This is a genomic window from Cupriavidus sp. FW305-3-2-15-C-LB2, from assembly GCF_058787575.1.
Genome location: NZ_JBYSZW010000024.1, coordinates 37941 through 60902, shown reverse-complemented (window position 1 = coordinate 60902; position 22962 = coordinate 37941). Strand labels below are relative to the sequence as shown.

Genomic DNA, 22962 nt, shown 5'->3' with positions numbered 1-22962 from the left:
ATCATGCCAAACAATGTTGTTTGTTTTATCCCCCGTATCGGGGGGGAAAATACGGATTGCACGGCGTAACTCCCCGCCAGGCCAGGCAGGGACGTGATCATGCCGCAGCGCGATGGTAGCGCCCCGGAAAGAAAGGAATTTTCAGCACTGAAATAGTGCGCGACGTTCCACATGCGCCACGATTCTGTTGGCGCTTGTGCCACAGGTTCAACGCAGCAAGAGCACAGTACTTGCTTGGGTGACAGCGTTGGCATAATAATGCAGTCATTGACTGCATTAATGAGGGCAATCATGCCGATCCTGACCGTTAGAAATGTGCCCGACGACGTGCATCGTGCGCTGCGGGTCCGTGCCGCCCGGAACGGACGCAGTACCGAGGCTGAGGTGCGTCAGATCCTGGCCAGCGCGGTGATGCCGCAGAAGCGCGTGCGCCTGGGCGATGCGCTGGCGATGCTTGGCCGCGAGATCGGCCTGTCGAATGCGGACGTTGAAGCGATCGGGCAGGGCAAGGACAAGGCAGCGGCCGAGCCGGTGAGGTTTGAATGATCGTCCTGGATACCAACGTTATTTCCGAGGCCATGAAGCCGGAACCGGCCGACGCCGTGCGCGGCTGGCTCAACGACCAGGCCGCCGAGACCTTGTACCTGTCCAGTGTGACGCTGGCCGAACTGCTGTTCGGCATCGGCGCGCTGCCGGCGGACAGGCGCCGCGCCATGCTGGCCGCTGCGCTGGACGGCCTGGTGACGCTGTTCGAAGGGCGCATCTTGCCGTTCGACACGAATGCGGCCCGGCACTATGCGGAACTCGCCGTTGCCGCCAGAAGCCGTGGCCGCGGCCTTCCCGCGCCGGATGGCTACATCGCCGCGATTGCCGCGGCCAACGGCATGATGGTCGCGACACGGGACGTGTCGCCCTTTGAAGCGGCCGGGCTGCAGGTGCTCAATCCGTGGCAGGCGCCGCCTCCGTCGTGAAGGGGAACGCCCGCGCCAACCGCGTTGCTACTGTCCCTGAATTGTCGGATCAGCCGCCCGTTGGGTGGCTTTTTCGTTGGCGGTTTCCGGATCCAGCAGTTGCGCCGCGCCGCCATCCACCTGGATCGTCAGGCTCGGCGATGCCATGCGGATGTCGTTGGCGTCGAAATTGCGCTTGAGCCGCGCATTGAAGGCGCGCGTGATCTCGGCCTGCATCAGCGGCCGGGTCTTGAACTGTGCCATCACCACCGGGCCGTTCGGGTCGAACCGGTCCAGCCCCAGGACGTCCAGCCCCGACATCAGGTTGCGCGCGTAGCGATGGTCACGCGCCAGTTCGGCGCCGGTGGTGCGGATCAGCTCCAGCGCCTGGTCCAGGTCGCTCTGGTAGGTGATGCCGATGTTGAACACCGCGTAGCCATAGCCGCGCGACAGGTTCTTGACTGCCTTGATCTGGCTGTACGGCAGCGTGTGCAGCGCGCCGCGGCCGTCGCGCAGCTTGACCGTGCGGATGGTCATGGCTTCGACCACGCCGGCGTGGTCCGGCAGCTCGATCGAGTCGCCGATGGCGATGGAGTCCTCGACCACGATGAACAGCCCCGTGATCAGGTCCTGCACCAGGCTTTGCGCGCCGAAGCCGATGGCCAGGCCGACCACGCCCGCGCCGGCCAGCAGCGGCGTCACGTTGACGCCCAGGTTGGCCAGCACCGCGATCACCGTGATCACCAGCAGGCCGATGAACGAGGCGTTGCGCACCAGCGGCAGGATGGTCTTGGCCCGCAGGCTGGGCTGCGCGCCGCGCCCGTGCGCCGGCGACAGTGATTGCATGATGGCGGTGTCGATCAGCAGCCAGACCAGCCAGGCCAGCAGCACGGTGCTGGTGACGCTGAAGACCGTCTCGGTGAGATGGCGGCCCGCGGCGGACGACTCGGCCAGGCGCACCAGCGACGTGCCCCAGACGCGCATCACCATCTCGATGAAGACCGCCCAGATCAGCACGCGCACCAGCGCCAGCGCAAAGCGCCCGAAGCGCTGCAGGTAGGCCGAGCGGCGGCGGTCGCGGATGCGCGGCGCGCGCGCGGTGGCCTTGGGCGAGTGCCCCACCACCATCGTCAGTAGCAGCCCGGCGAGGAACAGCGCCACCGACGCCACCGTGCGGCGCAGGAACACATCCGCATTGCCGGTGGCCAGGATGGTGCCGACCACCGATGCCACCACCACTGCCAGCACCGGCAGGTGCCAGGCCTGGCCGGCCAGCCGCAGCAGGTCGGTCACGGCCGGGCGCGCCTGGCGGAAGGCCAGCGGCCGCAGCCCGATCAGCTGGCCAATCTGCCGGCGGAAACACAGCGCGAACGCGCCGATGCCCAGTGCCGCGGCGATATTGGCCACGGTGGCCACCAGCGCGCACAGGTTGGTGCCGAGCACGGCGATCACGCGGCTGTCGGTGGCGCCGTCGCCCAGTGCTGCCAGCGCCCCTGTGCAGAACAGCAGCCACGGTGAGTGCGCCAGCAGTTGCCGCACCGCCAGCTGCCGGTGCGCGGTGCGGAACAGCGTGAAGATGACCTGGCACACCGCTGCCGCGATCGCACCGGCCACGATCGCATACGCCACCAGCACGGCGGCGACGCTGGCTGGCGATTGGGCAAACATGTGTTGGGCCAGCAGCAACGTCAGCCCGAATGCCACCACCCACGGCCCGATATGGCGCAGCATGAAGACGCCGACGTCGACCCACGATGGCAGCTCGGGCAGCTTGCCGCGCTCGGCGCGCGTGGGTTTGCCCGCGCGCCGGCGCCGGATGCGGTGGCCGATCTCCCACAAGGCCCCGCCGCTCACCGCCCAGACTGCCAGCACCAGCGCGAATTCACGCAGCGAGGCCAGCGTCGTGCCGATGCCGTTGTGGGTGAGCGCGGCGTGCCATTCCTCGCCCGCGAAGCGCGTGCGCCAGCGCCAGAACTGCCACGGGCCGCGATCCTCGCGCAGATGGGAATCGACCTCGTCCAGCACTTCAGCGACGGCACCGATCAGGCCGGGCGCGGAGGCGCCGGCTGGGGCTGTCGCGGCGGAGGCCGGCGCGGCCCCGGAGGCACCCAGCCCCTGGCGCATGGTTTGCAGCTGGCCCACCAGGGCGCGCCGCTCGCCGTCGTTCTGCAGCGTGGCGATCACCTGGTCCAGCGACTGCGCCAGCGGCACGCTGGCGGCGGGTGCGCTGGCCGGCGCCGCGGGTTTCTCCGCCTTGCCCAGCAGTGCCGCGAGGGAGCCGGCCGGGGTGGCGTGCGCCGGGATGGCGCACAGCAGCGTCAACAGCGCGGCCAGCATGGCGAGCGCACGCAGCACCGGCTGCAAGGCGGCATGCCAGCGGGGCGCAGGGGTGGGGGCGTGGTGTTCGGGTTTGTGCATGGTCCGTAGTCGGTTGCCGGTGCCGGGCGGCGCCGGAATGGCCGTCGATCGCGTCACTGTAGCGCATCGGTCGCGCCGGGTGCCGGAGCGCGCCGCAGGCCCGCGCCATCCTCATTCGTCGCTTCGGACGATGCGTGGCAACGGCCGATCCACGAATCTCGACCCCACTCCGGTACAGGCGATTCTTGCGCCTGCCGGCTTTATCAGACCGCGGGGCCGCGCTGGATCCGGCCGGGCCAGGAACAAGAGACAAGGGAAATACATATGGAACTCAATGCATCGGTATCGGCAGTGGTGACGGGGGGCGCTTCGGGCCTGGGCGCGGCGACGGCACGTGCGCTGGCAGCGCAGGGCGTGCGCGTGGCGCTGTTCGACCTCAACGTGGAGAAGGGCGAAGCGCTGGCGCGTGAACTGGGCGGCGTGTTCTGCCAGGTCAACGTCACCTCAGAGGCCGAGGTCGAGGCCGGCTTTGCCAGGGCGCGCGCCGCCATCGGCCAGGAACGCATCCTGGTCAACTGCGCCGGCACCGGCAACGCCATCAAGACCGCCTCGCGTTCCAAGGAAGCGCCGGACCAGATCAAGCATTTCCCGACCGATGCCTTCGAGCGCATCATCCAGATCAACCTGATCGGCACCTTCCGCTGCATCGCGCGCTCGGCCGCGGGCATGCTGACGCTGGACAGCGCCGGCGGCGAGCGCGGCGTGATCATCAATACCGCGTCGGTGGCGGCGCAGGACGGCCAGATGGGCCAGGCCGCGTACTCGGCATCGAAGGCCGGCGTGGTCGGCATGACGCTGCCGATCGCGCGCGACCTGGCGGGCGAAGGCATTCGCGTCAACACCATCCTGCCGGGCATCTTCAATACCCCGCTGCTGCAGGGCGCGGCAGAGAACGTCAAGGCCGCGCTGGCGGCTTCGGTGCCGTTCCCCAAGCGCCTGGGGCAGCCGGAAGAGTTCGCCTCGCTGGCCGTCGAGATGTGTCGCAACGGCTATTTCAACGGCGAGTCGGTGCGCCTCGACGGCGCCATCCGCATGGCGCCGCGCTGAGCGTAGCGCCAGCACATCGTCGTGTCCGGGCCCCGCGCACCGCTGGTCCGGACACTCTCAAAATCAGGAGACGCGGATGGACTTCAGCTATCTGACGACACTGCCCCACGCGGTACGCCACTTCGCGCGCCTGCGGCCCGAGGCGGTGGCGTATGCGTTCGAAGGCCGGCAGACCACCTATGCCGGGTTCGAGCGGAACACCAATCGCGTGGCCCAGGCCCTGCTGGCTGAAGGCGCCGGGGTCGGCGAGCGCATTGGCTATATCGGCAAGAACAGCGACCACTATTTCGAGCTGCTGCTTGGCGCGTCCAAGATCGGCGCGGTGATGACGCCGGCCAGCTGGCGCCTGGCGCCGCCCGAGGTGGAATTCATCCTCGGCCATTGCGATGCCGTGGTGCTCTTCGTCGGGGCGGAATCGGCGGCAATGGTCCGGAACCTGCTGCCCGCGCTGCCGATGGTGCGCAAGGTGGTGGTGATGGAGCCGTGCGCCGGGCAAGGCGAGTGGCAGTGCTACACCGATTGGCGCGACGCGCAGCCGGACACGCCGCCCGCGCACCAGCCAGCCGCGCATGACGTGCTGCTGCAGCTGTACACATCCGGCACCACCGGCCGGCCCAAGGGCGCGATGCTCACGCACCGCAACCTGACCATCGGCACCGAAGTCAGCGAGCGCGAGAACCTGCTCTGGTCGCACTGGGTCGCCGACGATGTTTCGCTGGTGGCGATGCCGGTGGCGCATATCGGCGGCTCCGGCTGGGGCCTGCGCAACCTGCTGTCCGGTGCCAAGGGCGTGGTCGCGCGCGAGTTCGATCCGCGCGCGGTGCTCGACTTTATCGAGAAGGAACGCATCAGCAAGCTGTTCCTGGTGCCGGCCGCGATGCAGATCGTGCTGCGCGACCCGCGCGCGCGCCAGGTGGACTACTCGCGCCTGAAGTACCTGCTGTACGGCGCCGCGCCGATTCCCGCGGCGCTGCTGCGCGAGGGCATCGAGGTGTTCGGCTGCGGCTTCGTGCAGCAGTACGGCATGACCGAGACCACCGGCACCATCGTGGCGCTGCCGCCCGAGGACCACACCACCGAGGAAGTGCCGCGCATGCGTGCCGCGGGCAAGCCGCTGCCTGGCGTGGAGATCAAGGTGGTCGACTATGAAGGCCGCCAGCTCGCGCCCGGCGAGGTCGGCGAGCTCGTGGTGCGCTCGCAGCACAACATGGCCGGCTACTGGAAGCAGCCCGAAGAGACCGCGCGCACCATCGACGCCGAAGGCTGGCTGCGCACCGGCGACGCGGGCTACTTGGATGCCGAGGGCTACCTGTACATCCATGACCGCGTCAAGGACATGATCATCAGCGGCGGCGAGAACGTCTATCCGGCCGAGGTCGAAAGCGCGATCTACGGCCACCCGCAGGTGGCCGACGTGGCGGTGGTTGGTGTGCCGGACGAGAAGTGGGGCGAGGCGGTCAAGGCCATCGTCGTGCTCAAGCCGGGACAGGCGCCGGACCAGGCCGGCATCATCGCGTGGACGCGCCAGCGGCTGGCGGGCTTCAAGGTGCCCAAGAGCATCGAGTTTGTCGAGGCGTTGCCGCGCAACCCATCGGGCAAGCTGCTGCGGCGCAAGCTGCGCGAGCCGTTCTGGGAAGGGATGAACCGGCGGGTGAACTGACGCCGGCAAGCAGCAAGCACGAGCCCGCCGTCACTGGCGGGCTTTTGCATTGGCGGGCAGGGAGCGGGGCGCCCGCTATAATCCGCGCAGGCACTGTGCCGCCTCACCACGTCCACTCGCAATATTGCGCGACCACATCCCCCAGCCATGTCCAAGGACCCCGCGCAAGCCCGCCTGACCCGCCGCTATGTCGAAAAGCGCGAGGCCATCCTGGACGCCGCCGCGCGGCGCTTCAATCACCAGGGCGTACGGGGCACCACCTTGTCGGATGTGGCGGAGGACGTGGGCCTGAGCACCAACAGCATCACGTACTACTACCGCAAGAAGGAAGACCTGGTGGTGGCGTGCCTGCTGCGCGCCATCGGCGAGATGGTGGACATCGCCAGTGCGGCCCAGCAGCAGCCGGCGCCGCGCGAACGGGTAAAGGCCTTCATCGCGCTGTTTTTCGAGCGCCTGGCGCGCACCGCCACCGGCGAGCGGCCTGAACTGATGAGTTTTCGCGAGATCCGGGCGCTGCCGGACAGCCATGCCGATATCGCATTCGACGCCTACACCGACATGTTCCGCCGCATCCGCCAGCTGCTGCGCGAGCGCCCGCCGGCCGATCCGGCGCAGCGCAGTGCGCTGAGCGCGCGCGCTCACCTGCTGCTGTCGCTGGCGACCGGCGCGATGTCGTGGGTGGAGCGCTATGAGCCCGAGGACTATCCGAAGGTGGCGCAGACCGTGGTCGACGTGCTGCTGCACGGCATTGCCGCGCCGTCGGCCCGCTGGCATGCGCAGATGGACGTATCCGCGCTGCTGCCTGCGCCGGACAGGCCCGAGACCACGCAGGAGGCGTTCCTGCGCGCCGCGACCGAGCTGCTCAACGAGCAGGGCTATCGCGGCGCGTCGGCCGACCGCATCTCGGCGCGGCTGAACCTGACCAAGGGCGCGTTCTATCACCACAACGAGAACAAGGACGACCTGATCTCGGCCTGCGTCGACCGCATGTTTGCAGTGATCCGCAATACCCAGACGCTGGTGGAGAACGGCCCGGGCACTGGCTGGGACAAGCTGTGCGCGGTGTCGCGGGCGCTGGTGCAATACCAGTTCTCCAGCCAGGGGCCGCTGCTGCGCCTGACCATCTATGGCGCGCTGCCCGAGGACATGCGCAAGGAGAAGATGCTGACCATGAGCCGGCTGTCGGCGCGGATCGTGCGCTTCCTGGTGCTGGGCATGCAGGATGGCTCGATCCGGGCACTGGACCAGTCCATTGCCGCGCTGCAGGTCAACGGCATGATCAATGCCGCGGTGGAGTTGTCCCGCTGGGTGCGCGATGCCCATGCGGACAACGCCGCTGACCTGTTCGTGCGGCCGTTGCTGATGGGGATCCTCTCGGAGCCCTGAGCGCTAGCACACGCTCAAGTGTAGAGGTGGCAGGCCACCATCTGGCCATCCGGCTGCGCCAGCAGCGCCGGGTCTTCGCTGCGGCAACGCGCCATCGCCACCGGGCAGCGGGTATGGAAGCGGCATCCCGACGGCGGATTCATCGGGCTCGGCACCTCGCCCTGCAGCACGATGCGCTTGCGGCTGCGCTCGCCTTCCACGCTGGCCACCGGCACCGCCGACAGCAGCGCCTGGGTGTAGGGATGGCGGGGGCGGGCGTAGAGCGCCTCGCGGCTCGCGATCTCGACGATGCGGCCCAGGTACATCACCGCGATGCGGTCGCTGATATGCCGCACCACGGCCAGGTCGTGCGCGATGAACAGGTAGGACAGGCCAAGCCGCCGCTGCAGCGACATCAGCACGTTGACCACCTGCGCCTGGATCGACACGTCGAGCGCCGACACCGGCTCATCGCAGACGATGACGCTGGGCCCGAGCGCCAGCGCGCGGGCGATGCCGATGCGCTGGCGCTGCCCGCCGGAGAACTCGTGCGGGTAGCGGTCCGCCATATAGGGCAGCAGCCCGACCATGTCCAGCAACTCCGCCACGCGCGCGCGGCGGGCGCTGCGACCGCCGGGGAAATCATGCACCTCCAGCGGTTCGCTGATGATGTCGCTGACCTTCATGCGCGGGTTCAGGGAGCCGAAGGGATCCTGGTAGACCATCTGCACGCTGCGCCGGAATTGCTGCTCCTGCGCCCGCGTGAAGCTGGCCAGGTCGGCGCCGCGGAAGGCGATGCGTCCGGCGCTGGCGGCCAGCATCTTGAGGATGGCAAGCCCGGTGGTGGACTTGCCGCAGCCGCTTTCGCCGACCAGGCCCAGGGTCTCGCCACGGCGCAGCGTGAATGACACGCCGTCGACCGCCCTGACCGAGCCCACCTGGCGCTTGAGCAGCACGCCGCGCGTGACCGGGAAATGCACCTTGAGGTCGTCGACGCGCAGGATCTCATCGCCACTCTGCACGTCGGCCCGCACGTCATGCTGCATGCCCGCCTGCACACCGCCGTTGCCCGTTGCCGGCTCCGCTATCGCTTCAATGGAGTTCATGGAGGAAGCACGCCTTGAAATGTTGGTCGGAAAGCTGCCGCGTGGCCGCGTCCGGCACGCCGAGCAACGGTGGCCGGGCGCTGCGGCACTGGTCGATCGCCTGCTTGCAGCGCGGCAGGAAGGCGCAGCCCGGGCCCAGCGCAGTCAGGTCGGGCGGCTGGCCTTCGATGGGAACCAGCGGCTCCCGGGTGTCGCCGTCAATGCGCGGCACGGAGGCCATCAGCCCGCGTGTGTAAGGGTGGGCGGGCTGCCGGTACAGGGCCTCGGCGGAGGCGGTTTCCACCAGCCTGCCGCCGTACATCACGGCAACCCGGTCGGCATAGCGCGCCACCACGCCCAGGTCATGCGTGATCAGGATCAGTGCCGTGCCCATGCGCTCGGCCAGGTCCTTCAGCAGGTCCAGGATCTGGGCCTGCACGGTGACGTCGAGCGCGGTGGTGGGCTCGTCGGCGATGATCAGCCGCGGCTCGCAGGCCAGCGCCATGGCAATCATCGCGCGCTGCCGCATGCCGCCCGAAAACTGGTGCGGATAGGCTGAAAGCCGGCTCTGGGGCTCGGGGATCTGGACCTTGTCGAGCAGCTCGCCGGCCATCCCCAGCGCGGTCTTCCAGGGCAGTCCGCGATGCAGGTGGATGGGCTCGGCAATCTGCTTGCCGATGGTGAGCGCCGGGTTCATCGATGACATCGGCTCCTGGAAGATCATCGCGATCCGGTTGCCGCGGATGGCACGCATGCCGCGGGGGCCGAGCCTGAGCAAGTCCTGGCCCTCGAACACGATCTCGCCGGAGTCGATCGAACCGCCCGGGGCGGGGATCAGGCCCAGTATCGACAGCGCCGTCACGCTCTTGCCCGAGCCGGATTCGCCGACGATGGCCAGGGTCTCGCCCGGGGCCACGTCGAACGAGACCTGGTCGACCGCGGTCACCACGCCGCGATCGGTGCGAAAGCGCGTGGTGAGGTCCCTGACCTGCAGGATGGGCTGCGTCATGCGTGTCTCCTCGGGTGGCGCGGCTCAGAAGCCAAGCTTCTTCTTCATGTCCTGGTCGATCCACATGCGTGCATAGATCGGCCCGGGCCGCACCGCGCCCGCGCGCAGCTCGCCGCCGTAGTTGCGCACCCATGGCCACCAGGCGGTGTACATGTAGGGCGTGGGCAGCCAGATATAAGGCGCCTCGGCCAGGATGTCGCGCGTCAGCCCGCGCAGCGCTTCCTGCCGCTTGCCGAGATCGCGCAGCTCAAAGGCGGCTTCGACCCGCTTCGTGTAAGCGTCGTTGCCCCACTGCGCGGCGTTCCATACCTGTCCCGGCACGAAGCTCTTGCGGATCGTGGTGGTGGGATTGGTATGGCCGTTGGCCATCATGTAGCCGGGCGCATTGGTCCGCGTCGTCATCGCGGACAGGAATGCGCCGTACTCCATCGGCTGGATCTCGATGCGCACATTGACCTGTTCCAGGTACGCGGCAATCAGCGGCAGCAGCTCCATATGGTCCGGCGCGCAGGCGCATACCTGCACCTTGAACTTGAAGCCCTTGGGGTAGCCGGCCTCGGCCAGCAGCTTGCGGGCCTTGTCGGGGTTGTAGGTGAAGAGCTCCTTCACGTTCTCAGGCATGGCGCTGAGCGGCTCGAAGTAGCCCTCGTAGTCCGGGTGCTGCGGATAGGCAAACAGCTCCGCGTTGCCGCCGTAGTACTGCTTGACGATCTCCTGCTTGTTGACCGCCATGTTGAGCGCGCGGCGCACGCGGATATCGTTGAAGGGCTTGGTGTCCACGCGCATGGCCAGGTATTGCCCGGTGAAGGACAGCCAGCGCGACCACTGCAGCTGCGGCGCGCTCTTCTTCAGCTCTTCCACCGAGGTCCAGCGTATGCCTTCCATGACGTCGAGCTTGCCCGTGCGCAGCATGGTGTTGCGCGTGGCTTCATCCTTGATGGTGCGCAGTACCATCTTGTCGACGAAGGGCAGCTTGAAATCCTTGCTGCCCACCTTCTCGGTATCCCAGTACAAGGCGTTGCGCGTATAGGTGCTGGCGTTGCCCTGCACGAACTGGGTCAGCTGGAACGGGCCGCTGCCATTGACGTGCTTCCAGTTGCCGGCGCCGGCGGTGGCCACCTCCTTCGGCATGATGCCGGAGTAGTAGCCCCAGCCGAAGCGGTAGTCCCACTCGGCGTTGTACTTGCTGAAGCGGAACAGCACCGTATGCTTGTCCTTCGCTTCCACCTTGGCCAGGTGGTCGAAATAGGTGGGGATCTTCTTCGCGCTTTCGGCCTGGCGCGTGTAGCTGAAGACCACGTCGTCCGCCACCAGTTCGCGCTCTTCCATCACGCCGGGCTTGGCCGGGAACCTGACGCCCTTGCGCAGCCTGACTTCCAGCGTCTGCGGATCGAGCCACTTCCAGCTTTCGGCCAGTTCGCCGCGGATGGCGTCCTCGGGCAGCCACGCGTCGGCCTGGAAGCTGTACTTGCCGCCGAGGCGCCTGGACTTGGACAGGTCGGCCACGAACAGCTGCTCGTAGACCTGGCCGGTGTCGTAGTTCTGCTTCCAGTTCCAGTCGGCGAGGTCCCATGACAGTGCCGAGATGGTCGGGTAGACCGAGCCGATCTCCAGCGTGCCGCCGTATTTGGGCGCGTCGCTCTGCGCGTTGGCCGTGGCCGCGCACAATGCGAGCACCACGCCCGCCAACATCGAGGATGCCTGTGTGTTCAAACCGAAGCCCTCCGTGGTCGACTGCCGTTGGCCCGGCGGCATCGCCGCCGGGAGATTCCGTGCCCCACCGCGCTAGCGGCAGGGGACTGCAATTCGGGACAGGTGCTAGCGTGTGCCGCGCATGCGCGGGTCCAGCAGGTCGCGCAGGGCGTCGCCGTAGATGTTGATCGCGTAGACCACGATGGTGAGGCAGATGCCCGGCGCCAGCGCCAGCCAGGGGCCCTGGAACATGAAGGTGCGCCCATCGCCGGACAGCATGCCGCCCCAGGTCGGCGCGGGCGGCGGCACGCCCAGGCCCAGGAAGGACAGGCCCGATTCCGCCAGGATTGCCGTGCCGACCCGGGTGGTGAACAGCACGATCACCGGGGGCAGCACATTGGGCAGGATATGGCGCCACAGGATGCGCGTGGTGGACGCGCCCATCGACTGCGCGGCGTGGACATACATGTTCTCGCGCACCGAGACCACCGCGCTGCGCACGATGCGCGAGCCGCCGATGCCAAGCAGCAGCCCCAGCGTGCAGACGATCTGCCAGCTGCCCGGGCCCAGCACCGAGACCACCACGATCAGGATCACGAGGTCCGGGAAGCTCATCCAGGCATCGACCATGCGCTGCACGATCAGGTCCAGCTTGCCGCCGAGGTAGCCGGTCAGGATGCCGAGCAGCACCGAGATCGCCGTGGCCAGCGTGGCCGCGCTCAGGCCGATCACCACCGACAGCTGCGCGCCGTACAGGCAGCGCGACAGCATGTCGCGGCCAAGGTTGTCGGTGCCGAACGGATGCGCCCAGGAGGGCGCCTGCAGCCGCTGCAGCATGCTGATCTCGTTCATGCCGTACGGCGCCAGCAGGTCGGCGAACACGCCGCAGAACAGGAAGATGGCGCAGATGACGGCGCCGGCGGCGCCCAGCGGCTTGTCGCGGAACAGCCGCCTGAGCAGCCCGCGGCCGGGCACGGCGCGCCGGACCGGTGCGGCAGCGGCCGCGGGGGCGGCGGGATTGGGGTGCAGGGCGGGCTTGGCCATCAGCGGTGCCTCACTTTCGGATCGAACAGCCCGTAGCTCAGGTCGACGAGCAGGTTGATCAGCATCACCGCGACACCCACCACCAGGAATACGCCGGTGATGACCGGATAGTCGCGCTGGTGCACGGCGTCGAGCAGCAGCAGGCCCATGCCGGGCAGCGCGAAGATCTGCTCGATGATGACCGCGCCGCCGATCAGCAGCGGCGCCTGCAGCCCGATCAGCGTCACCACCGGGATCAGCGCATTGCGCAAGGCGTGGCGCAGCACCACCAGGCGCTCGCTCAGGCCCTTGGCCCAGGCCGTGCGGATATAGTCCTGGCGCAGCACCTCCAGCATCATGGTGCGCGTCATGCGCATGGTGATGGCGGACAGCGCCATGCCCAGCACGATGGCGGGGATCAGCATGTTGCGCACATGCTGCACCGGGTCTTCATGGAAGGGCACGTAGCGGGCCTCGGGCGACCAGCCCCACCAGACCGACGGGAACACCATCACCATGGTGCCTAGCCAGAAGCTGGGGATGGCCAGCATCAGGATGGAGAACGAGCGCGCGATATAGTCGGCGGCGCTGTCCTGGCGGATGGCCGACAGCACGCCGATCGGCAGCGCCACCGACAGCGCCACCACCAGCGCGATCACGCCCAGCGAGAAGGTGGCGGGAATGCGCGCGGTCACCATCGACAGCACCGGCTCGCCCTGCCACAGCGACTGGCCCAGGTCGCCGCGCAGCACGATGCCGCCGACCCAGTGCACATACTGCTGCCACATCGGGCGGTCCATGCCGAGGGCGCGGACCAGGTCTTCACGGGTACGGGTATCGGCGCTGATGTCGTTCTGGCTCAGCATCAGGTCGACCACATCGCCCGGCACCATGCGCACGATGGTGAAGACGATCAGGCTGGCAAACAAGAGCGTGGGAATCAGCGCCAGCAGCCGGCGCAGCACGTAGGCGCTCATCGCAGCCCTGCCTTGGCGCGGCTAGCCGAAACGGAAGATACCGGCAACACGAATCTGCATGATGCTTGGTACATGTCGTCTCCTGTCTCCCGATCCCCTTGCATCCGCCAGCACCGGATCATGCTGCTGAGGGGGGGTGATTTCTTGATATTGCGCCAGTGGCGAAATACCGTTGCGGGTGGTCTTGCGAGGCCGTGATCCCAGCATACTGATCGTTCGAAACGAAAACAACCCGATTGCCGCGCGGAAAAGCTAGTGGTTTTCCATGGTCCCGCGGCGGTGTGCGGGACGCGCCGGCTAGTAGCCGCGCAGCGTCGCCCAGCGCTGCAACTGGACGTTGGTATCGCCGAGCAGTTCCTGGGCGGTGCGTGCCCGCTTCATGAAGAAGCCGATCTCCAGCGCGTCGGTCATGCCGATGCCGCCATGCATCTGCACGCCCTCCTGCACGGCCAGAGTCGCGGTGGTGCCAGCGCGCCTTGGCCACGCAGACCAGGCCGGCGGTGTCGTCCGTGCCGGCATCGAGCCGCTGCTGGCACTGCAGCACGGCGGCGCGGGTGATCTCGATCTCGGTGAACAGGTGCGCGGCGCGGTGCTGCAGCGCCTGGTACTCCCCGATGATGCGGCCGAACTGGCGGCGCTCCTTCAGGTAGGCAAGCGTGCGGTCGAAGGTTTCGTCGGCGATGCCGAGCAGTTCGGATGCCAGCACGGCGCGGCCCACGTCCAGCACGCGCTCCAGCATGGCGGCGCCATTGCCGGGGGTGCCCAGCACAGCGGCGGCCGGCAGCCGGACCTCGCGCAGGGTCACGCGCGCCGCATTGGTGGCGTCGGCCATGACCGTGCGCTCGATCGAGAGGCCGGCGCTGCCGGCGGGCACCAGGAAGAGCGTGATGCCGTCGCGGTCGTCGCGCGCGCCGGCGGTGCGCGCCGCCACGATCAGGGTGTCGGCGACGTGGCCATCGACGACAAAGACCTTGTCGCCATCGAGGCGGAAGCCGTCGCCGTCGGCGCTTGCGCGCAGGGCATGGCGCGTGGGCCGGTGCCTGGCGCTCTCTTCCAGTGCCAGCGCGGTCAGGTGCTGGCCGGCGGCGATGGCGGGCAGCATCGCCGTGCGCTGCGCATCGCTGCCGTAGTGGCTGAGCAGCGCCGCGCCCAGCACGGCGGTGGACAGGAATGGCGAGGGCGCCAGCGTGCGCCCGATCGCTTCCATGATGACGCCGGCCTCCACTACGCCCAGGCCGCTGCCGCCATATTGCTCGGGCACCAGCACGCCGGCGAAGCCGAGTTCAGCGAGCTGCTGCCACAAGGCGCGGGAGAAGCCGGTCTCGTCGCGGGTATCGCGCAGCGTGCGCAGCGCGGAGATCGGGGCGGATTCGCGCAGGAAGGTCAGGGCGCTGTCGCGCAGCATTTCCTGCGTCTGGTTCAGTACGATGGGCATGGGCGGACTCGTGTCTGGGTACGGGGCAGCGGGGGAAGCGCACGGGGCCGGGCTCAGGCGCCCGGCAGGCCGAGCAGGCGCTTGGCGACGATGTTGAGCTGGACCTCGCTGGTGCCGCCCTCGATCGAGTTCGCCTTGCTGCGCAGCCACGCGCGTGCCAGCGCGCCCTGCTGGCTGCGCTCGCTTTCCCATTCCAGCGCGTCGCTGCCGCCGATCGACATCAGCAGCTCGTAGCGGCGCTTGTTCAGTTCCGCGCCGTAGTACTTGAGCACCGACGAGAACGCCGCGATGCCCTCGCCCTGGCGGGCCAGGTCGCGCACCCGCTCGCCGGCCGCGGCAAAGGCGGCTTCGTCGATCTCGAGCTGTGCGACGTGTGCGCGCAGCATCGGCTCGTCGAGCCGGCCGGCGGCGTCCAGCCCGATGGCCTTTGCCGCATGCGCGCCAAGCGGCTGCCGCATGCCGCGGCTGCCGATGGCGCTGATCATCTCGCGCTCGTGGGTGAGCAGGTACTTGGCAATCTCCCAGCCGCCGTTGAGCTCGCCGACCAGCTGTGCGCGCGGCACCGCGACGTCGTCGAAGAAGGTCTCGCAGAAGGGGGATTTGCCGGAGATCAGCAGGATGGGCCGGGTCGTCACACCCGGCGTTTCCATGTCGAACAGCAGGAAGCTGATGCCGGTGTGCTTTTGCGCCGCAGCATCGGTGCGCACCAGGCAGAAGATCCAGTCGGCCTGGTCGGCATAGGACGTCCACACCTTCTGGCCGTTGACCAGGAAATGATCGCCGCGGTCCTCGGCGCGGGTCTGCAGCGCGGCCAGGTCGGAACCGGCGTTGGGCTCGGAGTAGCCCTGGCACCAGCGGATTTCGCCGCGGGCGATGCGGGGCAGGTGCTCGCGCTTCTGGGCTTCGGTGCCGTACCTGAGCAGGGCGGGGCCAAGCATGGAGATGCCGAAACTCTGCAGCGGCACGCGGCAGCCGAGCCGGGCCATTTCCTCGCGCAGCACCTTGGCCTGCTCGCGCGCCAGGCCGGCGCCGCCGTATTCCGTGGGCCATTCGGGCACGGTCCAGCCCTTGTCGGCCATGCGGCCAAGCCACTGTCGCTGGGCCTCGGACTGGAAGCGGAACCTGCGCCCGCCCCAGCAGATGTCGTCTTCGTTGCGCACCGGCTGCCGCATCTCGGCCGGACAGTTCTGCTCCAGCCAGGCGCGCGCTTGCTGCCGGAAGGTCTCCAACTCGTCCACGCGTGTCTCCTTGTGCTCAGGTGCCTTTCGCTGGACGCCTCTTTCTCTGGCGCGCTGCCGGTGAGGTCGCCCGCACCTGGCTGGTCGGCCAGGCGGCGTATCCCGTTATACAAGTCGCATCTGGCAGCGTCAATACTCAATTACCTAAAATGGATGTGGCGGGAGCAGCGGCCGGATCTCCGATGTGCGTGCATTGCAGGCCATGGGTCATGTCTGAGGTTGCGCTGCAGCACGAAAAATCCGGGGAAATAAGCGGTAAATCGACGTAGTCACCCAGTGAAAGGAAGGCCGGTCGTTGAAGATGTTTCCTGTGGTAGCATCCATTCAAAACATACTGTTATCACTAAAAAACGGGATGCGCCGGTTGCGTGCGATGCCGGACAGGCAGCTTGCCAACGCAGACCGGTGCCATAGGGAGACCAAGCCGTGCCCGTCGTCATGCCTTCGCTCGACCAGCGAACCGTTTCGTATCCCGGTGCCCGGGCGCCGGACCGCGTGCGCTGGGTGGATTCAGGCGGCACAGGTCTCGGCGCATGACAGGCGAGCGGACCCCCGAGCGGGTAGCCGGCCCCGACGAGGGGCCTGACCTGAGCGCGCATGAACAGGCTGAGCGGTGCTATCTCCAGCATGTCGACCAGCACCTGCCGCGCAACGCCCGCGCGTACCTGGCGCACGGCATGCTGGGCATGACCGGGTTCCGGCTGGTGACCGCGCCCACCTTCGTGCCGGCCTACCTGTACCTGCTGTCCGGCTCCAAGCTGACTGTCGGCATCGTGCTGTCCGCGCAATATGCGGGCATGGCCGCGTCGTCGATCTGGGGCGCCACGCTGATCGAGCACCGCCCGCGCGTCTTGCCGCTGATCTATCTGGTGGGCTGGCTGGTGCGCGCGCAGATCCTGGGGCTGGCGCTGTCGGCGCTGTGGCTGTCGGGCGAGGCGGCGCTGGTCGCGGCGGGCATCTTCCTGCTGCTGTTCGGGCTGCTCAACGGCGTGCAGAACGTCAGCTTCAACTACCTGACCTCCAAGATCATCCCACTGGCGCGCCGCGGCCGGCTGACCGCGCTGCGCAATTTCTGCGGCGGGCTCACCGCGGCCGCGGTGGCGTGGCTGGGCGGGCGCTACCTGGTGGGCAACCAGGTGCTGGGCAACGGCTATGCCGCCACCTTCCTGGCGGCCTTTGTGCTGACCAGCATCGGCATTTCAGCGCTCACGCAGATGCGCGAGCCGACCCTGCACGACGTGCGCCTGCCGGCGGGCTTCCTGCGCCGCCTGGCCGAGGTGCCGGCGCTGCTGCGTGCGGACCGCGATTTCGTGCGCTTTTTCGTGGCGCGCGCGCTGGTGGCGTCCGGCATGATGGCGATGCCGTTCTATGCGATCTATGCCGGCACCCATATCGACCTGTCCGGTGCGGTGCTGGGCTACATGAGCCTGGCCTACCTGCTGGCGCAGACCACCAGCAGCCTGGCCTGGGGCCGCATCGCCGACCGCCACGGCTACCGGCTGGTGTTCCTGGCCAGCATCGCGCTGTGGGTGGCGGCAACGCTGCTGCTGTTGTGCGGCACCACGCTGCCCGGCTTCCTGCTTGCCTTCTGTGGGCTGGGGGCCGCCTTTGGCGGCTTCTTCATCTCGGCTGACAACCTCGTGATGGAGTTCGGCAGCCGCAAGGACCGGCCCATGCTGCTGGCGGTGTCCGATACCGCCACCTACGCGATGATGGCCATCGGCCCGGTCTGCGGCGGCCTGCTGGCCCAGGGCGTGCGCTTCTGGGTGGTGTTCGCGCTCGCCATCGTGGTCAAGTGCGCCGCCTTCGTGCTGGCCCTGCGCATTGTCGACCCGCGCCGGCGCAGGGCGGCGCTTGAGCATCCGCCGGGCCTGCACCGGCACCCCACACCGATTCAATCCAGGAGAACCGATCCATGACCGCCATCAACGCCGTGACCGACCTCACGGTGGACGCCGATATCGCCGTCCTGAGCCTCGACTCGCCCCCCGTCAATGCACTGTCCGCCGCCGTGCGCAGCGGCATCCGCGACGGCATGGCGCGCGCGCTCGCCGACGATGCCGTCAAGGCCGTGGTGCTGATCTGCGCCGGCAAGACCTTTGTCGCGGGCGCGGACATCACCGAGTTTGGCAAGCCGCCGGCGGGCCCGTCGCTGGCGGAGGTGCAGGCCATGATCGAGGACGCGCCCAAGCCGGTGGTGGCTGCCATCCACGGCACCGCGCTCGGCGGCGGGCTGGAGCTGGCGCTGGTGTGCCACTACCGCATTGCCACGCGCTCGGCAAAGTGCGGGCTGCCGGAAGTCAATCTCGGCCTGCTGCCGGGGGCGGGCGGCACCCAGCGGCTGCCGCGTATCGTGGGCCCGGAACAGGCGCTGGAGATGGTCACCTCGGGCACGCACGTGGCGGCCAGCGCAGCGGCGGAGATGGGTCTGGTCGACCTGCTGACCGATGGCGCCTCGTTGCGTGCCGACGCGGTGGCGTTCGCACGCAAGGTGGTGGCCGAGAAGCGGCCCCTGCGCAAGGTGCGCGAATCCGATGACAAGGTGGCGGCCGCGCGCGGCAAGCCGGAACTGTTCGCAGTCTTCCGCAAGGCCAATGCGCGGCGCTTTCGCGGCCTCGATGCGCCCGAGTTCAATATCCGCTGCATCGAGGCGGCGGTGGAGCTGCCATTCGAAGCCGGCCTGAAGCGCGAGCGCGAGCTGTTCACCGAACTGCTCAACGGCACGCAGTCGGCGGCCCAGCGCTACTACTTCTTTGCCTCGCGCCAGGTATGGAACGTGCCGGATGTGGGAGCCGACACGCCCGCCCTTGCGGTCAGGCGCATCGGCATCGTCGGCGCGGGCACCATGGGCGGCGGCATCGCCATGAACTTCCTCAACGCCGGCTATCCGGTGACCATCGTCGAGTCCTCGCAGCAGGCGCTGGACCGCGGCCTGAAGACGATCCGGGCCAACTACGACAACACCGCGCGCAAGGGGCGCCTGAGCGCGGCCGATGTCGAGGCCCGCATGGCGCTGCTCACGCCCACGCTGGACCTGCAGCTGCTGGCCGATGCCGACCTGATCATCGAAGCGGTGTTCGAGAACATGGAGGTCAAGCAGGAGCTGTTCGGCAAGCTGGACCGGATCGCCAAAGCGGGCGCCATCCTTGCCACCAATACCTCGGCGCTGGACGTGAACGTGATCGCGGCCGCGAGCTCGCGCCCGGAGGCGGTCATCGGCCTGCATTTCTTCTCGCCCGCCAACGTGATGAAGCTGCTGGAAGTGGTGCGCGGCGACAAGACCGCAAAGCCGGTGATCCGCACCGCGATGGAACTCGCGCGCAAGATCGGCAAGGTCGCGGCGCTGGTCGGGGTATGCCCGGGTTTTGTCGGCAACCGCATGCTGGCCCAGCGCCAGCGCGAGGCCCAGAAGCTGGTGCTGGACGGGGCGCTGCCGTGGGACGTGGACCGCGTGCTGTACGACTTCGGCTTTCCGATGGGCCCCTTCGCCATGAGCGATCTCGCCGGGCTTGACCTTGGCTGGGTGCGCGAGAAGTCCAGCGGCTCGACGCTGCGCGAGGTGCTGTGCGAGATGGACCGCCGCGGGCAGAAGGCCGGCGCCGGCTACTACGACTACGACGAACAGCGCAACGCGAAGCCGTCGCCGGTGGTCGAGCAGGTCATTCGCGACTTCGCCGCGAAACAGGGCAGGAACAGCCGCGTGGTGTCGGAGCAGGAGATCCTGGAGCGCTGCATCTATCCGATGATCAACGAAGGCGCGAAGATCCTGCAGGAAGGCAAGGCGATCCGCGCCTCGGACATCGACGTGATCTGGGTGAACGGCTACGGCTGGCCGGTGTATCGCGGCGGCCCGATGTTCTATGCCGACACCATCGGGCTGGACAAGGTGCTGGCGGCGATGCGGCGCTATGAGGCGCTGTATGGCGCGGACTTCGCGCCGGCGCCACTGCTGGAGGAACTGGCGGCGCAGGGGCGCAGGTTCGCCGATCTCTAAGGCAGCAAGGGCTGCCTCGGCCGGCCGGTGCCATGCGCCGGCCAGGCGCTTACTTCTTCTTGACCACGCTGACCTTGCCGTCGGCCTCCAGGTACAGCGCCTTGACCTCGTCGATCGATTCCAGGCCCTCCTGCCGGTACTTGGCTTCGAGCTCTTCGTCGGTGATGGATTCGCGCCGCATGTTCTCGCGCAGCTTGGTGCCATTGCGCACCAGCAGCACCTTCCTGGGTTCGGCAAAGCGCTGGAAAGCGGGGGAGTGGTAGGCCAGCAGGTCGATCAGCCGGTTCCAGGCGATCAGCGTGACCACCAGCAGCACGGCATCGGCGACGCTCTCGCCGTTGCCTGCCATGCCGTTCTGCGCGGCGTCGGCGACGATCACCACCAACAGCAGGTCGGCGATGCCCAGCGAGCCGATGTCGCGCCGGACCACGAAGCGGAACAGCAGGAACAGCACCCAGTACATCAACGTGCCGCGCACGATGATCTCGAGCGGGGACAGGGTCAGGAGGAGGGTTTCGCGCCAGTCGAACGACAGGTCCATGCGCGCTACCCAGCAACTTCCGGGCCACTTTGCAACGATGGCGGCTGTGGCGCGGGAGTCGCCGCGCCGCGGGTAATTCTTACACCTGGTGCGTACGGTTTGCTGCGCTGAAAGCCAGGCGTCCCGCACGCGGCGGGGACGCCTGGCGGTCCGGCCTCAGGCTAGTCCGCCTGGATGCCGAACTCCTTGACCACCTTGGTGTAGCGGGCGGTGTCGGCGGCGATCAGCTTCGACAGCACCGCCGGCTCGCCGCCCGCAGGCGTGACCGCGATGGTGGCCATGCGCGCCACCACGTCGGGCATCTTCAGGATCTCGTTGACGTGCGTGTTGAGCGTGCGCACCAGGTCGGCCGGCATGCCCTTGGGTCCGAGCAGGGCCTGCCAGGCGCCGATTTCCACGTCCTTGTAGCCCAGCTCGGCCAGCGTCGGCACGTTGGGCGCGAACGGCGAGCGCTTCTGGTCCGCAACCGCCAGCGGCACCAGGCTGCCGTTGCCGACATACTGCGAGATTGCGCCATAGGTGACGTAGGTCACCGGCACCTGCCCGCCGATCACGTCGACGATGGCCGGCGCCAAGCCGCGGTAGGGCACCTGGCTGATCTTGATGCCGGCGGACTTGTTGAACATTTCGCCCATGATGTGCATCGGCGAGCCATTGCCGGGCGTGGCATAGGTTTCCACCTTGCCGGCCTTGGCGCGCGCGACCAGCTCGCTGACCTTGGTGATGCCGCTGCCCTTGTTGACGACCACGAACAGCGACTGCGTGCCGATCTGGCTGATGGGAGTGAGGTCGTGCTGCACGTCATAGCTGGCGCCGGTGCCGGCCTTGAGCACCAGCGGCGCGAGGGCGACGGTGTTGGGGGCCAGCAGCAGGGTGTAGCCGTCCGGGTTGGCGCGCGCCACGTAGGCGCTGCCGATGGTGCCGGCGGCGCCGGTGCGGTTTTCCACCACCACCGACTGCTTCAGGCGCGGGGCGAGCTTTTCCGCGAACAGGCGCGCCAGCACGTCGACGTCGCCGCCGGCCGGATAGGCTACAACGATGGTGATGGGCTTGTTCGGGTACGCACCCTGGGCCAGGGCGGTGCCGCCGGTGGCAGCGACCAGGGCGGTCGCGGCGGCCAGCGTGGCGAGTACTTTGCGGCGTACGGACTTCATGATGTTCAGACCTCTGTAAGACGTGGCGCCCGGACGGGCCGGGGCCAATGGCTGTGTTGGCGTGCGGCGCCTTGCATGCGCCGGACGGTACCGCCGGGGGGCGCGGAGGAAATCAGAAAACGTGCTTGATGCCGATCATCGAGCCCCACTGGTTCTCGCCCGGGCGCGGGTTCGAGCCAGGCGAGCCGCCGCTGACCGACATGGCCAGCTGGCCGCCGTTGTTGATGAAGCCGGCGGTGGCGTACACCGAGGTGCGCTTGCTGAAGCTGTACATCGCGCGCAGCGTATACAGCATGGCCTGGTTGTCGCTGCCGTGGTAGTTCAGGAAGTAGACCTGGCCGGCCAGGTTGACCGCGGGGGTGATGTCGTAGGACGCGCCGGCGTAGTACAGGTCGCTGATCGGGGTGGGGCTGCCCTCGTTGTCGCGGCGGATCCAGCCGGCGCCGATCTTGGTGCGCTGGAACAGCATGTAGCCGCCGAGAGACAGGCGGTCGTCGGTCAGGTTGCTGTTGGTCAGGCCGCCGAAGGCGCCCGGGCCGCCGCGCTGCGAGTCATACGCGGCGGTGACGCCCCAGGTCTTGTTGTCGTAGCCGAGCATGGCCGACCACTGGCGGCACGCCTTCTTGTCGGTGGCGTTCTCGCCGGCGCAGTTGGTGCCCGAGGGGCTGGGGCCGGCGTTGACCGCATCGCGCCCGAAGCTGTAGGTGGCGCCCACCACGAAACCGCTGAAGTTGGCCTTGTACGACACCGCGTTGTCGGCGCGCGTATTGGGCAGGTAGCTGTCGAGCGAGCCCGAGCCGTACACGTTGGGCCCCAGGACATCGCTGTCGAGCGTGGCCCAGAACAGCATGGTGTACTGGCGGCCGAACGACAGCTGCCCGTACTGGTTGCTCAGCCCGACCAGCGCCTGGCGCCCGAACAGGCGGCCGCCCTGGTTGGAGGTGCCCGAATCCGGCGAGAAGCCCGACTCCAGCACGAAGATGCTCTTCAGGCCGCCGCCAAGGTCTTCAGTGCCGCGGATGCCCCAGCGCGAGGGCACGGTCGCGGTCAGGTTGGGCATGCGCACCAGGCCGTCGCCGTTGGCGCCGACATTGCTCACATACTCGACGCCCGTGTCGATGACCCCGTACAGGGTGACCGAGGATTGTGCCGAGGCCAGCAGGGGGAAAGCCGCGGCCAGGCCTGCGGCGATTCGTGCAAGTTTCATCTACCAGTTTCCTTCCGTTTTCCGTTTTCCGTTTTGTCGTCTTGTAGTCCGCTGCCACTGCGGATGGCGGCTGCGGATGCTGTTTCGGTCTCTTTTGTGTTTTATATATGAAACATCAAACAACATAAGAAACGTCAAGCAAAATATAGCTGCGAGTTTCCACAAGA

At 68.0% G+C, this 22962-nt stretch carries 18 protein-coding genes; 7 read left to right on the top strand and 11 right to left on the bottom strand.

Going from position 1 to position 22962, the window contains the following annotated elements:
- Positions 1-291 precede the first annotated feature (291 nt).
- Both AC3WRR_RS18600 and AC3WRR_RS18595 read left to right on the top strand, forming a co-directional pair.
- Complete coding sequence (locus AC3WRR_RS18600; RefSeq protein WP_010811708.1) at positions 292-546, top strand: FitA-like ribbon-helix-helix domain-containing protein; 255 nt, start codon at positions 292-294, stop codon at positions 544-546.
- Positions 543-971 (top strand): type II toxin-antitoxin system VapC family toxin, encoded by a 429-nt coding sequence (locus AC3WRR_RS18595; protein WP_011616765.1) that lies wholly within the window; start codon positions 543-545, stop codon positions 969-971. The genes AC3WRR_RS18600 and AC3WRR_RS18595 overlap by 4 nt, the downstream gene beginning before the upstream one ends.
- Positions 972-998: 27 nt before the next feature.
- On the opposite strand, the gene AC3WRR_RS18590 is transcribed toward AC3WRR_RS18595, so the two are convergent.
- Complete coding sequence (locus tag AC3WRR_RS18590; protein ID WP_058697847.1) at positions 999-3368, bottom strand: mechanosensitive ion channel family protein; 2370 nt, start codon at positions 3366-3368, stop codon at positions 999-1001.
- A 264-nt stretch (positions 3369-3632) separates the two neighbouring features.
- Here AC3WRR_RS18590 and AC3WRR_RS18585 point away from each other — a divergent pair, with 264 nt between their 5' ends.
- The 3 genes from AC3WRR_RS18585 to AC3WRR_RS18575 all read left to right on the top strand — a co-directional run bounded on the left by AC3WRR_RS18585 (position 3633) and on the right by AC3WRR_RS18575 (position 7461).
- Positions 3633-4415 carry an SDR family NAD(P)-dependent oxidoreductase gene (locus AC3WRR_RS18585; RefSeq protein WP_011616767.1) on the top strand — a complete coding sequence of 261 codons (783 nt, stop codon included), beginning with the start codon at positions 3633-3635 and terminating at the stop codon, positions 4413-4415.
- A 76-nt stretch (positions 4416-4491) separates the two neighbouring features.
- Entirely contained in the window at positions 4492-6075 is a 1584-nt protein-coding gene (locus AC3WRR_RS18580; protein ID WP_010811704.1) for a fatty acid--CoA ligase, read from the top strand.
- A 147-nt stretch (positions 6076-6222) separates the two neighbouring features.
- Complete coding sequence (locus AC3WRR_RS18575) at positions 6223-7461, top strand: TetR/AcrR family transcriptional regulator (protein WP_010811703.1); 1239 nt, start codon at positions 6223-6225, stop codon at positions 7459-7461.
- A gap of 14 nt (positions 7462-7475) precedes the next feature.
- Here the strand turns inward: AC3WRR_RS18575 and AC3WRR_RS18570 are convergent, their stop codons facing one another.
- From AC3WRR_RS18570 to AC3WRR_RS18540, 7 genes are all read right to left on the bottom strand, one after another.
- Positions 7476-8486 carry an ABC transporter ATP-binding protein gene (locus AC3WRR_RS18570; RefSeq protein ID WP_492297796.1) on the bottom strand — a complete coding sequence of 337 codons (1011 nt, stop codon included), beginning with the start codon at positions 8484-8486 and terminating at the stop codon, positions 7476-7478.
- Between the two features lie 46 nt (positions 8487-8532).
- Entirely contained in the window at positions 8533-9534 is a 1002-nt protein-coding gene (locus AC3WRR_RS18565; protein ID WP_492297774.1) for an ABC transporter ATP-binding protein, read from the bottom strand.
- Positions 9535-9558: 24 nt separating this feature from the next.
- A complete protein-coding gene (locus tag AC3WRR_RS18560; protein WP_010811700.1) occupies positions 9559-11226 on the bottom strand; it encodes an ABC transporter substrate-binding protein in 1668 nt (555 codons plus the stop codon).
- A gap of 126 nt (positions 11227-11352) precedes the next feature.
- Positions 11353-12270, bottom strand: a complete 918-nt coding sequence (locus AC3WRR_RS18555; RefSeq protein ID WP_010811699.1) for an ABC transporter permease — start codon at positions 12268-12270, stop codon at positions 11353-11355.
- Positions 12270-13226 (bottom strand): ABC transporter permease, encoded by a 957-nt coding sequence (locus tag AC3WRR_RS18550; protein WP_011616772.1) that lies wholly within the window; start codon positions 13224-13226, stop codon positions 12270-12272. Before AC3WRR_RS18550 ends, AC3WRR_RS18555 begins: the two co-directional genes overlap by 1 nt.
- A gap of 118 nt (positions 13227-13344) precedes the next feature.
- Positions 13345-14661, bottom strand: coding sequence for an acyl-CoA dehydrogenase family protein (locus AC3WRR_RS18545; RefSeq protein ID WP_492297772.1), 1317 nt, complete (start codon positions 14659-14661; stop codon positions 13345-13347).
- A gap of 53 nt (positions 14662-14714) precedes the next feature.
- Complete coding sequence (locus AC3WRR_RS18540; protein ID WP_492297771.1) at positions 14715-15899, bottom strand: acyl-CoA dehydrogenase family protein; 1185 nt, start codon at positions 15897-15899, stop codon at positions 14715-14717.
- 533 nt (positions 15900-16432) lie between these two features.
- On the opposite strand from AC3WRR_RS18540, the gene AC3WRR_RS18535 reads away from it, so the two are divergent.
- A complete protein-coding gene (locus AC3WRR_RS18535; RefSeq protein WP_439669771.1) occupies positions 16433-17818 on the top strand; it encodes an MFS transporter in 1386 nt (461 codons plus the stop codon).
- Positions 17815-19893, top strand: a complete 2079-nt coding sequence (locus AC3WRR_RS18530) for a 3-hydroxyacyl-CoA dehydrogenase NAD-binding domain-containing protein (RefSeq protein WP_439672507.1) — start codon at positions 17815-17817, stop codon at positions 19891-19893. The genes AC3WRR_RS18535 and AC3WRR_RS18530 overlap by 4 nt, the downstream gene beginning before the upstream one ends.
- A gap of 49 nt (positions 19894-19942) precedes the next feature.
- Here AC3WRR_RS18530 and AC3WRR_RS18525 read toward each other — a convergent pair whose 3' ends face one another.
- From AC3WRR_RS18525 to AC3WRR_RS18515, 3 genes are all read right to left on the bottom strand, one after another.
- Positions 19943-20434, bottom strand: coding sequence for a DUF421 domain-containing protein (locus AC3WRR_RS18525; RefSeq protein ID WP_439672508.1), 492 nt, complete (start codon positions 20432-20434; stop codon positions 19943-19945).
- 161 nt (positions 20435-20595) lie between these two features.
- Positions 20596-21588, bottom strand: a complete 993-nt coding sequence (locus tag AC3WRR_RS18520) for a Bug family tripartite tricarboxylate transporter substrate binding protein (RefSeq protein WP_492297768.1) — start codon at positions 21586-21588, stop codon at positions 20596-20598.
- A gap of 112 nt (positions 21589-21700) precedes the next feature.
- Entirely contained in the window at positions 21701-22795 is a 1095-nt protein-coding gene (locus AC3WRR_RS18515) for a porin (RefSeq protein WP_010811691.1), read from the bottom strand.
- Between the last annotated feature and the right edge of the window lie 167 nt (positions 22796-22962).